The 14,450-nt window shown below is 70.6% G+C and carries 12 protein-coding genes; 4 read left to right on the top strand and 8 right to left on the bottom strand.

All coding sequences use genetic code 11. From position 1 onward, the window contains the following. Positions 1 to 8: 8 nt before the first annotated feature. Positions 9 to 1,466, bottom strand: coding sequence for an aminotransferase class V-fold PLP-dependent enzyme (locus tag ABZ780_RS28075; RefSeq protein WP_357488010.1), 1,458 nt, complete (start codon positions 1,464 to 1,466; stop codon positions 9 to 11). Beyond that, positions 1,456 to 3,159, bottom strand: coding sequence for an ATP-binding cassette domain-containing protein (locus ABZ780_RS28070; RefSeq protein ID WP_357488009.1), 1,704 nt, complete (start codon positions 3,157 to 3,159; stop codon positions 1,456 to 1,458). Before ABZ780_RS28070 ends, ABZ780_RS28075 begins: the two co-directional genes overlap by 11 nt. 595 nt (positions 3,160 to 3,754) lie before the next feature. Between ABZ780_RS28070 and mmsA the strand changes: the two genes are divergently transcribed. From mmsA to ABZ780_RS28050, 4 genes are all read left to right on the top strand, one after another. After that, positions 3,755 to 5,302 carry a multiple monosaccharide ABC transporter ATP-binding protein gene (gene mmsA, locus ABZ780_RS28065; protein ID WP_357005729.1) on the top strand — a complete coding sequence of 516 codons (1,548 nt, stop codon included), beginning with the start codon at positions 3,755 to 3,757 and terminating at the stop codon, positions 5,300 to 5,302. After that, complete coding sequence (gene mmsB, locus ABZ780_RS28060; protein ID WP_357005733.1) at positions 5,299 to 6,597, top strand: multiple monosaccharide ABC transporter permease; 1,299 nt, start codon at positions 5,299 to 5,301, stop codon at positions 6,595 to 6,597. Before mmsA ends, mmsB begins: the two co-directional genes overlap by 4 nt. A 52-nt stretch (positions 6,598 to 6,649) precedes the next feature. Then, positions 6,650 to 7,753, top strand: a complete 1,104-nt coding sequence (locus tag ABZ780_RS28055) for a sugar-binding protein (protein WP_357005736.1) — start codon at positions 6,650 to 6,652, stop codon at positions 7,751 to 7,753. A gap of 164 nt (positions 7,754 to 7,917) precedes the next feature. Further along, the gene (locus ABZ780_RS28050; protein WP_357488026.1) at positions 7,918 to 9,138 is read left to right on the top strand and encodes an ROK family transcriptional regulator; all 1,221 of its coding nucleotides are present in this window, start codon (positions 7,918 to 7,920) and stop codon (positions 9,136 to 9,138) included. Between the two features lie 65 nt (positions 9,139 to 9,203). Here ABZ780_RS28050 and ABZ780_RS28045 read toward each other — a convergent pair whose 3' ends face one another. The 6 genes from ABZ780_RS28045 to ABZ780_RS28020 all read right to left on the bottom strand — a co-directional run bounded on the left by ABZ780_RS28045 (position 9,204) and on the right by ABZ780_RS28020 (position 14,424). Continuing rightward, positions 9,204 to 9,605 carry a hypothetical protein gene (locus ABZ780_RS28045; RefSeq protein WP_357488008.1) on the bottom strand — a complete coding sequence of 134 codons (402 nt, stop codon included), beginning with the start codon at positions 9,603 to 9,605 and terminating at the stop codon, positions 9,204 to 9,206. Between the two features lie 166 nt (positions 9,606 to 9,771). Then, positions 9,772 to 11,382 (bottom strand): hypothetical protein, encoded by a 1,611-nt coding sequence (locus ABZ780_RS28040; RefSeq protein ID WP_357488007.1) that lies wholly within the window; start codon positions 11,380 to 11,382, stop codon positions 9,772 to 9,774. 153 nt (positions 11,383 to 11,535) lie between these two features. Then, complete coding sequence (locus ABZ780_RS28035) at positions 11,536 to 12,525, bottom strand: transporter (protein WP_357488006.1); 990 nt, start codon at positions 12,523 to 12,525, stop codon at positions 11,536 to 11,538. Continuing rightward, positions 12,522 to 13,412 carry an ABC transporter ATP-binding protein gene (locus ABZ780_RS28030; protein ID WP_357488005.1) on the bottom strand — a complete coding sequence of 297 codons (891 nt, stop codon included), beginning with the start codon at positions 13,410 to 13,412 and terminating at the stop codon, positions 12,522 to 12,524. The genes ABZ780_RS28035 and ABZ780_RS28030 overlap by 4 nt, the downstream gene beginning before the upstream one ends. 18 nt (positions 13,413 to 13,430) lie before the next feature. After that, a complete protein-coding gene (locus tag ABZ780_RS28025) occupies positions 13,431 to 13,838 on the bottom strand; it encodes a GntR family transcriptional regulator (protein WP_355595506.1) in 408 nt (135 codons plus the stop codon). A 313-nt stretch (positions 13,839 to 14,151) separates the two neighbouring features. Beyond that, positions 14,152 to 14,424 (bottom strand): hypothetical protein, encoded by a 273-nt coding sequence (locus ABZ780_RS28020; RefSeq protein ID WP_357488004.1) that lies wholly within the window; start codon positions 14,422 to 14,424, stop codon positions 14,152 to 14,154. Positions 14,425 to 14,450 lie beyond the last annotated feature (26 nt).

Raw genomic sequence — 14,450 nt, 5'->3', positions numbered from 1 at the left:
GGCACTTGTCAACAGCGCAGCCGGGGCGGCAGCGGCGATCCGGTCGTGGCGTCCCGGTCCAGGTAGGTCGACTCGGCGAACGCGAGGAAGCGTTGCGCGTCGCTCGCGTTCGACACCAGGCCGAAGGACACGCGCACCGCGCCCCCGGTCGGCAGCCGCAGCGCGTCGAGGTACTGGTCGATCGAGTCGACCCGGGCGAGCAGCCGTCGCCGCAGCGAACCCTGGTTGATCGCGAACGCCTCCTCGCCCGCGCCCGGATTGCAGAAGCAGCCGGTACGCAGCAGGAAACCGGCCGCCGCGGCCTCCCGCGCGACGAGCCGCTCGTCGACCAGGGTGCCGTCCGGGTGACGGAAGTTGAACGTCACGGTCCCGCCCCGGCCCTCGCCCGTCACCGGCCCGTACACCTGCGCCAGCGGCTGGCCGCTGCGGTGCCGCAGCGTGGTCAACCGGGCCAGCAGCCACTCGGTGAGCAGCCCGACCCGGGTGTGCACGAGGTCCACGCCGATCGAGTCGAGCCAGCGCAGCCCGAACTCCACGTCGGGGATGCTCAGGAAGTTGAGCGTGCCGTCCTCGAACGCCGACTCGTCGTCCATCGGGCGGTGCCAGTCGCCCTGCACGCTTACCGCGCGGATCGTGCCACCGGAGAACCACGGCCGGCGCAGCCGGGCCAGCGCGTCCCGGCGGGCCAGCAGCGCGCCGACACCCGTCGGGTAGCCGAAGAGCTTGTACCAGCTCAGGCAGACGAACTCGGGCCGTACGACGCTCAGGTCCAGCCGGTTCGTCGGCGCGAACGCGGCGGCGTCGAGCAGCACGTCGTAGCCGTGCCGGTGGGCCAGCTCCACCCAGCTCAGTGGATGCTGCACCCCGGAGAAGTTGCTCTGCGCCGGGTAGGCGAAGAGCCCGCGACGGGCGGGTCGGCCCCACCGTCCGGGCCGGCTCTCGCGGCCGGCGGTCAGCACACGGACCAGGTCCGACTCGGCGACCCGCAGCTCCGGGCCGGCCAGCGGCACGTAACGCACCGGCGCGCGGGCCGCCCGGGCGTACTCGCGGATGCCATTGACCGAGTTGTGGTTGTCCCAGGTCAGCGCGAACGGTGCCGTCCGGCCGAAGTCGTACGCCTCGCCGACCAGCCGGCACGCGCCGCTGGCGTTCGGGGTGAAGACCACCGCGTACTCGGACGGGTCCGCGCGGAAGAAGTCGAGCACCGCGCGACGGGCGGAGTCCACACTCGCGCCGGACGCCTCCGAGGTGGGGTTCTCCGAGTGTGGGTTGCCGTACAGGCCGGCGAGCAGCCGGTCGTGGTGGGCGCGCACCTGCGCCTGCGCGGCGACCCCGGCCCCGGTGTAGTCGAGGTAGACCTGACCCGCCTGGTCGAGGTGCCGGTAGTCGCTGGCGCGCAGGTCGTCGATGCGGGTGGTGTCGGCGTACCCCGGCATGGTCGTCGGTGTGGTGTGCTCAGGACGCACGGCGGGCCTCCCGCCACACCAGGACCACCCAGGTCGCCGCGAGAAAGAGCGCCACGAACCCGCCGAGCACCAGCCAGTTCACCCACACCGGCTGGGCGAAGCTGTCGCCGTACGTCGCGAGCAGGGGCGGGCCGAGCGGTGAACCGCCGTCGCGCCAGAGCCGCTCCACCCCGGCGGTGTGCCCCAGGCCCTCGAACGCCCACCGGTTCGACATCGCGTAGCTGAGCCACTGGCCGCCGACCGCCATGGCCGGCACCGGCAGGATCGCGCCGACGAACAGCACCTGCGGGAAGCAGAGCATCGGCAGCATCAGCGTCGCCTGGGCGGCGTCGGAGGCGGCCGCCGAGCAGAGCAGGCCGAGGGCGAGCGCCGCCGCCGAGGAGAGCAGCAACGTCGCGTACAGGGCGGCGAAGTCGCCGCCGCCGACCGGCGGCAGCCGGTCGATGCCGCGCAGCACCCCGAGCAGGGCCAGGTCCACCAGGGCCAGCAGCGGCAGCAGCACCGCGACCTTCGCCAACAGGTACGGGCCGAGTCGGACCCCGGCCAACCGCTCCCGGCGCAGGATCGGCAACTCGGTGCAGATCTGGAGCAGGCCGTAGGTCAGCCCGAAGAAGAAACCGCCGAACGCGATCCAGAACAGGATCATCACGGTGACGGTCGGGCTGGGCCGCGCCGGGTCGAACGCGCCGGGGCGGAACAGCAGCGCGAACATGCCGAGCACCATCAGTGGCGAGCCGAGCAGGATGGCCAGGGTCAGCCGGTTACGGGCGACGATCTCCGCGTTGCGCGTCGTGAGGACCGCCCACTGCCGCAGTCGGCCGACCCGCCCGCGCCGCGCCACGACACTGCCCTGGTCGGCCGTGCCGGACGGTGGGTGGGGCGTACCGGCGGGCGGGTCGGCAGCGCGGTGCGCGGTGAAGCGGTCGGGCCACACGGCCGGGTCCGTCTCCTCGTCGAGGCGCAGGTGCACCTCCGCGAGGGAGCGCAGGCCGAAGAAGTCCCGGGCGCCGGCCGGCGTGCCGGCGTACGCCAACCGGCCCTGGCGGGTCAGCACGACCACCCGGTCGCAGCGGTCCACGTCGGTGACCTGGTGGGTGGTGAGCACCACCGTGGTCCCCGCGTCGGCGAGGGCGCGCAGCACCCGCAGCAGTTCCACGGCGATCGCCGGATCCAACCCGGAGGTGGGCTCGTCCAGGAAGAAAACGCCGGGCCGGGTGAGCAGCTCGACGGCGATGCTGGCGCGTTTGCGCTCACCGCCGCTGAGCCGACCCACCGGCACGTCGGCCCGCTCGTCGAGTCGCAGCGCGGCGAGCACCTCGGCGACCCGGCGGGCCACGTCGGCCGGCGTGGCCTCCGGCGGGAGACGCAGCCGGGCGGCGTGGCGCAGGGTGCGTTCCAGCGGTAGCTCGCGGTGGATGATGTCGTCCTGCGGCACGAAGCCGACCGTGCCGTCGGCCGGGCCGCCGTCGTACGCCACGGAACCCGCCGCCGGTCGTCGCACCCCGGCCAACGTCTCGAGCAGGGTGGTCTTGCCGGCGCCGCTGACGCCGATGATCGCGACCACCTCGCCCGGCGCGACGGTCAGCGAGATGTCGTCCAGGACGCGGCGGCCACCTCGGACGGTCTGTCCCAGACGGGTGGCCACGATGCCGCCGCCGGTACGTGGGGGTGACGCGGTCTGCTCGGTCGTCATGTCGAAGGCTCGATCCGGTCGGTGACGTGGTCCGCCAAGACATCGTGACGCACCGATGCAATGCTGCACCCGAGCTGACCCGGCTCGTGCGGGTCGGGCGTACGGCCACGATCGACGCGTCGAGGGACACCGGGGTACATCGAACCCATCGACGCTGGCCGCGATGAGGCCGTGTGGCGTCGGCCACCAGCCGGGTTTGTCGCATCGACGGTCCCGGTCGTGGAGGCCTTGGCGCGTACCGCCGACCGGCGGGTAGGGTGCGCGAGATTGTCCACCGGCGCATGGCCGCCCCACACGCGGCGGTCCGCCGGTCCTGCCTGGTGAGAGCTTCGAGGGCAGCGGCCGGGGTCGATCGGGGCGAGATCGCCAGGTCGACGGGGGTGCGCGGAGCGGCCCTCAGGTGGGCGAGGGGCTGCGGGGACGGCTGGGACGTGTGAACACTGCGCCACGTCTATATTGCCGGATTGTTACATTTTCAACAGGCTCTCGCCTTGCAGATCGGCCGTCCGCCGCAATACGTTGCCGTCAACAACAAAACCAAGTGAAGGTCCAACCTTCCGGAGGCAACGATGACGTTGGCGAGGTGGTACGAGCGATGAGCGACGTGCCCATCCTCCTTGAGATGCGTGCCATCACCAAGGAGTTCCCCGGAGTCAAGGCCCTCTCCGACGTCAACCTCGTGGTTCGCGCCGGCGAGATCCATGCCATCTGCGGCGAGAACGGCGCGGGCAAGTCCACGCTGATGAAGGTGCTCAGCGGGGTCTACCCGCACGGCACCTATGACGGCAAGATCATCTACCAGGGGTCGGAGAGCAGGTTCTCCGACATCCGGTCGAGTGAGAACGCCGGCATCGTGATCATCCACCAGGAGCTCGCGCTCATTCCGGACATGTCGATCGCCGAGAACATCTTCCTCGGCAACGAACCGCGCAAGCGGGGCGCGATCGACTGGAAGGCCGCGAACCGGATGGCGCTGGACCTGATGGCCCGGGTCGGCCTGCAGGAGAACCCGGACACCCTGATCAAGGACATCGGGGTCGGTAAGCAGCAGCTGGTGGAGATCGCCAAGGCGTTCGCCAAGGACGTCAAGCTGCTCATCCTGGACGAGCCGACGGCCGCGCTGAACGAGGCCGACTCCCGGCACCTGCTGGACCTGCTGCGCGGCTTCCGCTCGCGCGGCATCACCTCGATCATGATCTCGCACAAGCTGAACGAGATCGAGGCGATCGCCGACCAGATCACGATCCTGCGCGACGGCCGGACGGTCGAGACGCTGGACGTCAAGGCCGACGGGGTCGACGAGGACCGGATCGTGCGGGGCATGGTCGGCCGCGAGCTGAGCAGCCGGTTCCCGGACCACACTCCGAAGATCGGTGAGGTCTTCTTCGAGGTCCGCGACTGGAACGTGCGGCACCCGATCTCCGCCGACCGGCAGGTCTGCAAGAACGAGAGCTTCGTGGTGCGCCGCGGCGAGATCGTCGGCTTCGCCGGCCTGATGGGCGCGGGCCGCACCGAGCTGGCGATGAGCGTGTTCGGCCGCTCGTACGGGGTGTACGAGTCGGGCACGATCATCAAGGACGGCAAGGAGATCGTCCTGAAGTCCGTGGCGGACGCGATCGACAACGGTCTCGCGTACGTCAGTGAGGACCGCAAGGCGATCGGCCTCAACCTGCTCGACGACATCAAGTCGTCGACGGTGGCCGCCAAGCTGTCCAAGATCTCCCACCACGGGGTCCTGAACCAGGTGGAGGAGTACCAGGCGGCCGAGGCGTACCGCAAGGAGTTGCGGACGAAGGCGCCGACGGTCGACGAGAGCGTCTCCAAGCTCTCCGGCGGCAACCAGCAGAAGGTGGTGCTGGCGAAGTGGATGTTCACGGATCCGGACCTGCTGATCCTCGACGAGCCGACGCGCGGTATCGACGTGGGTGCCAAGTACGAGATCTACGGCATCATCCAGCGGCTCGCCGACGAGGGGAAGGGCGTCGTCGTCATCTCCTCGGAGCTGCCTGAGCTGATCGGGCTCTGCGACCGCATCTACACCGTGTTCGAAGGCGCCATCACGGGCGAGATCGCCCGGGCCGACGCCACCCCGGAAAACCTCATGAAGCAGATGACCTCGACGAAGAAGATGGCCACACGATGAGCCGATTGAAGGACCTTCAGAAGAACCTGTTCGGAGGAACCACCTCCAACGCTCGCCAGTTCGGCATGATCTTCACCCTGGTGGCGATCGTCGTCCTGTTCCAGATCCTGACCGATGGCCTGACCCTGCGATCGGACAACCTGATCGCGCTGTTCCAGCAGAATTCGTACATTCTGATCCTGGCCATCGGCATGCTCATGGTGATCGTCGCCGGGCACATCGACCTCTCGGTCGGCTCCGTCGCCGCCTTCGCGGGCATCCTGGTGGCCAAGTCGATGGCCGACTGGTCGCTGCCCTGGCCCGTGGCCATCCTCTTCGGCCTCGGAATCGGTGCCCTCATCGGCGCCTGGCAGGGCTTCTGGGTGGCCTACATCGGGGTGCCGGCGTTCATCGTCACCCTGGCGGGCATGCTGCTCTTCCGCGGCGGCAACCAGTTCATCGGTAACGCGAACACCATCCCGGTGCCGGAGGGCTTCCGGGAGATCGGCTCCGGCTTCCTGCCCGAGTTCGGGCCGAACACCGGCTACAACAACGCCACCCTGCTGCTCGGCCTGGCCGCGGCGGTGGCCGTGGTGTGGCGCGAACTCCAGGCGCGCAAGACCCGCCGCGCCATGGACGCCGACCCGGCGCCGATGTGGGTCTCGATCCTGCGGATGGCCGTCATGGTCGGGGTGATCGCCTTCGCGGCGCTGCGCTTCGCCAGCGGTCGTGTCGGCACCAGCTTCCCGATCTCCGGCATCATCCTGGTCGCGCTGGTCCTGGCGTACTCCTTCTACACCCGCAACACGGCCGGCGGCCGGCACATCTACGCGGTGGGCGGCAACTCCCGGGCGGCCGAGCTGTCCGGCGTGAAGCTCAAGCGGGTCAACTTCTTCGTCATGATGAACATGTCCGTCCTGGCCGCGCTGGCCGGCATGATCTTCGTGGCCCGTTCGGCGGCCTCCGGTCCGCAGGACGGCAACGGCTGGGAACTGGACGCGATCGCCGCGGTCTTCATCGGCGGCGCGGCCGTCTCCGGCGGTATCGGCACCATCAGCGGGTCGATCGTTGGTGGTCTCGTCATGGCCGTGCTCAACAACGGCCTGCAACTCATGGGCGTCGGTACCGACCGCGTCCAGATCATCAAGGGGCTGGTCCTGCTGCTGGCCGTCGCGATCGACGTCTACAACAAGAGCCAGGGTCGTTTCTCGATCATCGGAAGTCTGATGCGGCCATTCCGTCGCGAGGACTCCGGACCACCCGCCTCACCGCCGGACGCGGAGCGCGAGCCCGCCAAGGCAGCGGTGTCCGGCTGACGGCCACCGACCTCTCCACCCGTCTCCACCTTTCAGAAAGGCAAGACCTGCCATGCGTAAATTCTTCGGCACGTCGGTGGTTGCCATCAGCGCCGCCGCCATGCTGGCCCTCGCCGGCTGCGGCTCCGGCCGTACCGAGGAGTCCGGCGGCTCCAACGGAGACGCCAAGGGCTTCGCGGCGAACTCGCTGATCGGCGTGGCCCTGCCGGCCAAGACCTCGGAGAACTGGGTCCTCGCCGGTGACCTCTTCAGCAACGGTCTGAAGGAGGCCGGTTTCCAGGCTGACGTGCAGTACGCCGGCGCGTCGACCACGGTCGCCGACCAGCAGGCCCAGATCACCGCCATGACCACCAAGGGCGCCAAGGTCATCGTCATCGGCGCGACCGACGCCGCGCAGCTGTCGACCCAGGTTGCGGCCGCCCACGCCGCCGGCGTGAAGGTCATCGCGTACGACCGGCTCATCACCAACACGCCGGACCTCGACTACTACGTCGCGTTCGACAACTTCAAGGTCGGCCAGCTCCAGGGCCAGGCCCTGCTTGAGGGCATGAAGGCCAAGAAGCCGAACGGCCCGTACAACATCGAGCTGTTCTCCGGCTCGCCGGACGACAACAACGCCGGTGTCTTCTTCAACGGCGCGATGGACGTGCTCAAGCCGGAGATCGACAAGGGCAACGTGGTCGTCGCCTCGAAGCAGACCGACGTGAAGCAGACCGCCATCCAGGGCTGGAAGGCCGAGGGTGCGCAGGCCCGCATGGACCAGCTGCTCACCTCGACCTACGGCAACAAGGAGCTGGACGGCGTCCTCTCCCCGAACGACACCCTGGCCCGCGCGATCCTGACCTCGGTCAAGGGTGCCGGCAAGCCGACCCCGGTCGTCACCGGTCAGGACTCCGAGGTTGAGTCGGTCAAGTCGATCGTCGCTGGCGAGCAGTACATGACGATCAACAAGGACACGCGGAACCTGGTCAAGGAGACCATCAACATGGTCAAGGCTCTCCAGACCGGCGAGAAGCCGCAGGTGAACGACACCAGCTCCTACAACAACGGCAGCAAGGTCGTCGAGACGTTCCTGCTTCCGCCGGTCGCCGTCACCAAGGCGAACGCGGCCGAGGCGTACGCCAACGACCCGAAGCTCGCTCCGCTCACCAAGTAATCACGCACAGCAGGTAACGCCGATGGGTCCCGGATCTCCTGTTCCGGGACCCATCGTCGTTTGATCGTCCCGTGCCACCCGGCACCAACCCGGAAGGAGGTCTGACCGTGGACACGCCCGTACGGTCCAGGCCTTCCGGGGCCGGCAACAACCCCGATTCCCCGCTGCCCTCGATCCCCGGCGTAAGCCAGGAGGAGATCCGGCGGCAGAACCTCGGCGCCGTGCTGCGCTACGTCCACCTGAACGGACCGACGTCGCGCGCCGCGCTGACCAGACGACTCGGCCTCAACCGCAGCACCATCGGCGCGCTCGCGGCCGACCTGACCGCCAGCGGCCTGGTCACCGAGGAGGCACCGACCACCGCCCGCCGCGCCGGCCGTCCCTCACTGGTGGTGAGCCCTCGCTCCGACCGGGTCTACGCCAACGCGCTGAGCATCGAGGCGGAGCGGTTGCGGGCCGCCCGGGTCGGCCTCGGCGGGCGCATCCTCGACCTGCGGGAGGCGCCCCGGCCCGGTGGCATGTCGGCGGTCGACGCCGTCCGCCCCCTGGCTGACCTGGTCCGCGACATGGAACGCGCCGTCGCCCCCGACGCGCTGCTGGTCGGCGGCGCGGTAGCGGTCACCGACACCACCCGCGATCCGGACGGCAGGATCCGGATCGCCAGCGCCAATGAGAGTCTGGGCACCGCCCTTGAGGCCGAGTTCCCCGCCGGCCCGGGTTTCGTGGCCGGCGATTTGGCCGACATCGCCGCCCTGGCCGAGCACGTCCGCGGCGTGGCCGCCGGCGTCGACGACCTCATCTACCTGCACGGCGACGTGGGCATCAGCGCCGGCATCATCGTCGCCGGCCGGCTGCTGATGGGCCACCACGGCCACAGCGGCAAGGTCGGCCACATGGTGGTCAACCCGAACGGTCTGCCCTGCGGCTGTGGCTCGCGCGGCTGTTGGGAGACCGAGATCGGCGAGGCCGCCCTGCTGCGCCACGCTGGCCGGGATCCCGGTGACCGCGCCGCGGTGGCCGAGGTGCTGCGTGCGGCGGCCGACGGCGACCCGAGGGCCCGGGAGGCCGTCGAGCGGGTCGCCGACTGGCTCGGCTTCGGCGTGGGCAACCTGGTCAACGTGGTCAACCCGGACGCCGTGGTGTTCGGTGGCTCGCTGCGCGACATCTTCACCGCCGGCGCGGACATCGTTCGGCGACGGCTGGACACCATGCCGCTGCCGGTCTCCCGCGAGCACCTGCGGCTCCAGCCGGCGGCCCTGGACGAGAACGCGGTCCTGATCGGCGCCGCCGAGTTGGCCTTCGACAAGCTGCTGGCCGACCCGCTCAACGTCGGCGTCGCCGGCCAGTTGGGGTCCACCGACTCGGCGAAGGTTCCCCCGGCTTGAGCCGGCGATGAACCAGCCGGCGCCGTCGCCCAGCAGCGCCACGTCGCCGCCCGGCCGCCGTCGCCCTACGCTCCGCGCTCGGCCCGGTGGTCGTCGTCGTGTCGGTGTTGTGGCTCCGACCGCCGACGCGCGGGCAACTCCTGCACCACGCTGGTGCCGGTGCCCGGCCGGGACTCCCAGGACCAGGTCTCGTGCAACCGCAGCCGGCCGTCGGCCAGCACCGTCACCTCGGAGACGCAGTGCCCCGAGGACGTCTGTCCCTCGGCGTTGAGTTGGACGTAGCGGAAATCCAGCCGGTCGCCCTCGCGGGTGCCGACCAGGTAGCCGCGACGGATCGACCCCCCGGCGTACTCGGCCCACACCTCGCCGGCCCGCTCGTGGTACGCGAAGACCGTCTCCGTGCCGACCTCACCGGCCACCACATCCGACTCGGCGGCGAAACGCCGACCGTCCAACGAGATCGTCATGCCGCCGAAATTACTCGATTAACACTACCCGTGGTTGGCCGTGGCCTGGCCGATCGCGCTGGTCGCCGTGTTCCTCCCACTCTCGGTCGCCCGCTACCGGCGGCCGGCCGGCTGAGCAGCCGACGGGTGCGCCCCCGGTGGGCCCGGCCACCGGGGGCGCGGTCGGTCAGCCCCCGGGACGCAACACCCGCGACGCGGCGGCGGCGTTGTCGGCGGCGGCCTGGCTGCGCTGGGTGCCGGTGACGCAGACGTCGTCGCCGATGAACGCCTCGCGCCACACGTAGCCGGCGACGCAGGTGTGCGGCCCGTACGGGCCGTTGACCCAGCGGCTCGCCGCCGAGGCGTTGTCGGCGAGCACCTGGGTACGCGTCGCCCCCGTCACGCAGACGTAGTCGGACTGGTCGGCGTCGCGCCAGAAGTACCCGCTGACGCAGGTGTTCGGGCCGGACACCAGCCGGGCCGGGTTGCGCCGCGACGCGGCGGCGGCGTTGTCGGCGGCGGCCTGGCTGCGCTGGGTGCCGGTGACGCAGACGTCGTCCCCGGCGTACGCCTCGCGCCACACGTAGCCGGAGACGCAGGTGTGCGGGCCGTACGGGCCGTTCACCCAGCGGCTCGCCGCCGAGGCGTTGTCCGCCCACACCTGGCTACGGGTGGCACCGGTGACGCAGACCCGGTCACCGGAGCGGGCCTCGCGCCACACGTACCCCTGCAGGCAGCGGTTGACCACGTCGGTGGTCACGGTCACCGAGGCGGTGTTGCCGGAGATCCCGTTCACCCCGATCTGCACGCCGTTGGCGTTGAGCGACTGGGCCGGCCCGCCACCCGCGCCGGTGCGCAGCAGGGTGGGGGTGCCGTCGCGGACCTCGTGCAGCAGCACGGTGTCGGCGGGAATGCCGGCGCTCCAACCGGTCTTCCGGCGGAACTCGACGGTGTAGTAGTGGAAGGGGTCAGCCGGGTCGAACGGGACGCGGATCAACTGTTGGCCGGCCGCGGTGGGCACCTCCAGCGGCGCCATGGTGAAGGTGCGCGAGCCGACCCCGTCGGCGGCCATGGTGAAGACCCGGTTCCTGGGCAGCCAGCCCAACTCGTCGCGGTTCGGTCCGTTGAGCCCGACGGCGCTGGTGCCGTAGTTCGCGGTGGTGAACGCGAAGATGTGCATGGCGCTCATCTGGTCCCACGGGTCGTCGTACTCGCCCGGCTGGGACCAGGGCGCGTTCTGGTAGGTGGTGTCGTTGGAGAACGAGTGCCCGAGGCCGTAGCCGTGCAGCATCTCGTGCGCGGCGAAGCCGACGTTCCAGGCGCCCGGGTCGAGCAGCACCCGACCGCCGGACGCACCCGAATCCACCCAGTCGTTGAGCATGACCGCGATCCGGTTGCCGGCCGGCACCGAGTAGCCGGCGGTCGCCGCGGTGTCCACGCAGCGCTGGATCCGGGTCCACCGGGTGACCGACTGGAACTGCGCCAGCGTGTACGGCATGGTGTACCAGCCCCGGACGACCGACCCGGCCAGCGACACCCGCCCGCCGGACTGGTCGGCCAGGTAGTCCGCCACCCCGCCGGTGCCGATCCCGGCGGCGGTGAGGAAGTTGGCGAAGTGCGACGGCGTTCGCGGTTCGGCCGGCTTGTCGCTGAACTTGCACAGCAGCACCGACCAGGCGGTGGCGTTGCGGATCGGGCTGGCGGCGGCCGGGGCGGCCGGTAGGGCCACCGCGCCGACCGTGGCGCAGGCGAGCGCCACGGCCGACGCGGCGACCCGACTGAGGATTCTGGACTTCACGCGTGCGCTCCGATCCCTGCGGCCCACCGGACGCGGGCTCTATGGTCCACATCGGAGCACTGATCGAGATCGGACAGTCGCGTTCAGTCGCGTTGGCGACCGGCCTGGAATCCGACTCCGCAGGCCGGGTCATGTCGGTGGCCCGCCGCCGGGCTACGCGATCCGGCGGATCCGGCGCACCGCGAGATAGAGCAGGAGTAGGGCGAGGGCGACGAAGATGCCCGTCTCGATGCCCTGGAACAGCCAGAACCGGTCCGCCGGCTGGTACAGCTGCCAGTTGTACGCCCCGGGCTGCAGGCCCAGCTCGGCACCGCAGGCCCGACCCTTCGCCTCCATCGCGCCGGGCGGGCACATGATCCGGGTGTCCTCGGCGATCATCTTCCCGTCGGGGTTGCGGATGCCCTGGCTGAGGATCCAGTCGCCGCGGGCCGTGGCGGCTTCCATGGCCCCCTCGATGGGATAGGTGAGGGTGCGGGCGGGCTGGTAGTGCGGTCGGGCCAGGACCGCCACGGCCGCTCGTACGCCGATGAACCCGGCGAGGGTGATGCCCATGGCGGGCAGCATCCGCTTCCACACGGTGCCGGCGAAGACGCCCAGCGCCACGGCGAAGAGGGTGTAACCGATCGGGACGATGCCCTGCAGGTCGAACACGATCACTCCCAGTCGGCCCTCGTGCGCCGCCTGGGTGAGCGGCTCGACCCACCACGACATGCCCAGCCCGTAGCCGATCGCGAGGATCAGCACGGCGGCGCCGACCAGCCCGAACTTCACCAGCGCCCACCGGGTGCGGCCGACGCCCTGGGTCCAGACGAACCGGTGCGTGCCCTGCTCCACCTCGCGAGCGACGAGCGGGGCGCCCCAGAACAGGCCGACCAGCACCGGCAGGGTGAGCAGCAGCACGGCCACCAGGTTGAGGCTGCCGTACCGGTTGGTGAAGCGCCGGAAGCCCGCGTCGCAGGTCTCCCGGGTCGCCTCCGCCACGTTGGTGCCGGCGAGTTGACGTACGCAGTCCGTCAGCCCGAGGTCGGCGAAACTGTGCCGCATCGACAGGCCGATCGGCACCATCAGCGCGGCGAGTGCCGCGAACCCGAGCAGGGTGTAGAAAGCCTGCTTGCGGTGTTGCCGCCAGGTCAACCAGATCATGCCGGCACTCCCCACTCGCTGTGGCTGGTCTGGGTGGCGCCGTCGGCCAGGTGGGCCAGGACGACGTCCTCCAGGCTGACCTCGCGCACCGTCCAGGCGGGATCGGTGATCGGGCCGTCGGCGCGGACCACCAACGTGGACTGGCGGTCGGTGTGGCTGGCCCGGACGATGGCGGCGACGCCCCCGATCGGGCCGCCATCGTGCCGTGGGCCGACCAGTTGGCGGTGCTCGGCCACCAGGTCGTCGACACCGCCGGCGAGCTGCACCTGGGCGGCGTTGAGCACGATCAGGTAGTCGCAGACGCGTTCCAGATCGGCCAGCAGGTGCGAGGAGAGCAGAACGGTGGTCCCGGCGTCTGCCACGCTGCCCATCAGCGACTGGAGGAACTCCCGCCGGGCCAACGGGTCGAGGCTGGCCACCGGCTCGTCGAGCAGCAGTAGCCGAGGCTGCTTGGCCAGCGCCAGGGCGAGGGCCACCTGGGCGCGCTGCCCGCCGGAGAGTTTCCCGACCGGCCGGTCGGGCGGTATCCCGAGCTGCGCCAGCCGGGTACGGGCCAGCGCGGCGTCCCACCGCCGGTTCAGCTTGCCGCCGGCCGTGACCAGCTCGGCGGCGGTGAAGTCGCGGTACAACGGGGTGTCCTGGGCGACGAACCCGATGTCCGCCAGCCCCTCCGTGTCGCCGTACGGCGACCGGCCGAACACCCGGATCGCGCCCGCGTCGGGCTTGAGCAGCCCGACCGCCAGGTGCAGCAGGGTGCTCTTGCCGGCGCCGTTGGGCCCGACCAGCGCGGCGATCCGGCCGGCTGGCAGGTGCAGCGAGCAGTCCCGCAACGCCCACGTGCCGCCGTACCGCTTGCCCAGCCGGTCGGCCTCCAAGACCATGTCCATCTCTGTCCTCTCGTTCCGCTATGCGGGTTCCTTCTGCGGGGCGTCGTCGGCGAGGGTGGCGCGCAGCGTGGTCTCCACCAGGGCGATGACGTCCTCGGCCGTGAGGCCGGCGGCCTGCGCCCGGTGCAGCCAGGCGACCAGGTCGTCGCGCAACTCGGCCTGGTTGGGCAGGGAGGCGCCGGCCAGGGTGCGCTGGACGAACGTGCCCACTCCGGGTCGGCCGCCGACCAGACCCTCGATCTCCAACTCCCGGTACGCCTTGAGCACCGTGTTCGGGTTGATCGCCAGGGACTGTGCGACGTCCCGCACCTTCGGCAGCTGATCTCCCGGCGACAGCAGGCCGACCCGCAGCGCCTGTTTCACCTGCTGCACGAGCTGCATGTAGGTGTTCACCTTCGACCGGCTGTCCAGCACGAACTCGATCACTCGAGATGATCCTCTCTGTTGTCCTACGACAGTAGGACTAATAGACAGCCTCGGACGATGATGCGCCGCTGTCAAGGGCATCGCGGCGACTCGCCGCCAATCCGACCCGATCCGGTGTGGCACGTGGCGCGGCGGCGGCGGGGTCGGCGCGGACAGCCTGGGCTGGCCGGGGTCGCCGGCTGAGCCGGCAGCCTCGGTGCGGACGTCGGAAAAGAGCGTGATGCCTGTGAGTCACATTGATGACTCACAGGCATCACGTCGTGTGGGGATGGTGTCGGGCCGAGCCCGCGTCGACGGCCAGGGTGGGCCGGGGTCAGGTCCGGCGGCCCTCGTCGCGGGTGGGGATCTCCTGGCGCTGTTCGAGGGCGTCCGCCGGGTTGGCGTCGGCCGGAAGCGTCGTGACCTCCTCAAGCGTGCCCGCCGGCAGCGCGCCCTGCTCGGCGAGATCCGCCTCGGACGCCTCCGGGTCGACATCGCCCGACACCCGGTCCGGTGGCCCGTAGTCGACGGCGTTCTGCCGCTGTTCAAGCGCATCCGCCTCCGGAGGAGGAAACGTCGCGCCCTGTTCATCCCGGTACGTGCTCATCAGAGCCTCCTGTGCCCGGCGGTTGT

This window comes from Micromonospora sp. NPDC047467 (assembly GCF_040643095.1).
In the GTDB taxonomy this organism is placed as follows: domain Bacteria; phylum Actinomycetota; class Actinomycetes; order Mycobacteriales; family Micromonosporaceae; genus Micromonospora.
Note: the sequence above shows the minus strand (reverse complement) of the source record. Positions and strands in the feature narration are given on the sequence as shown.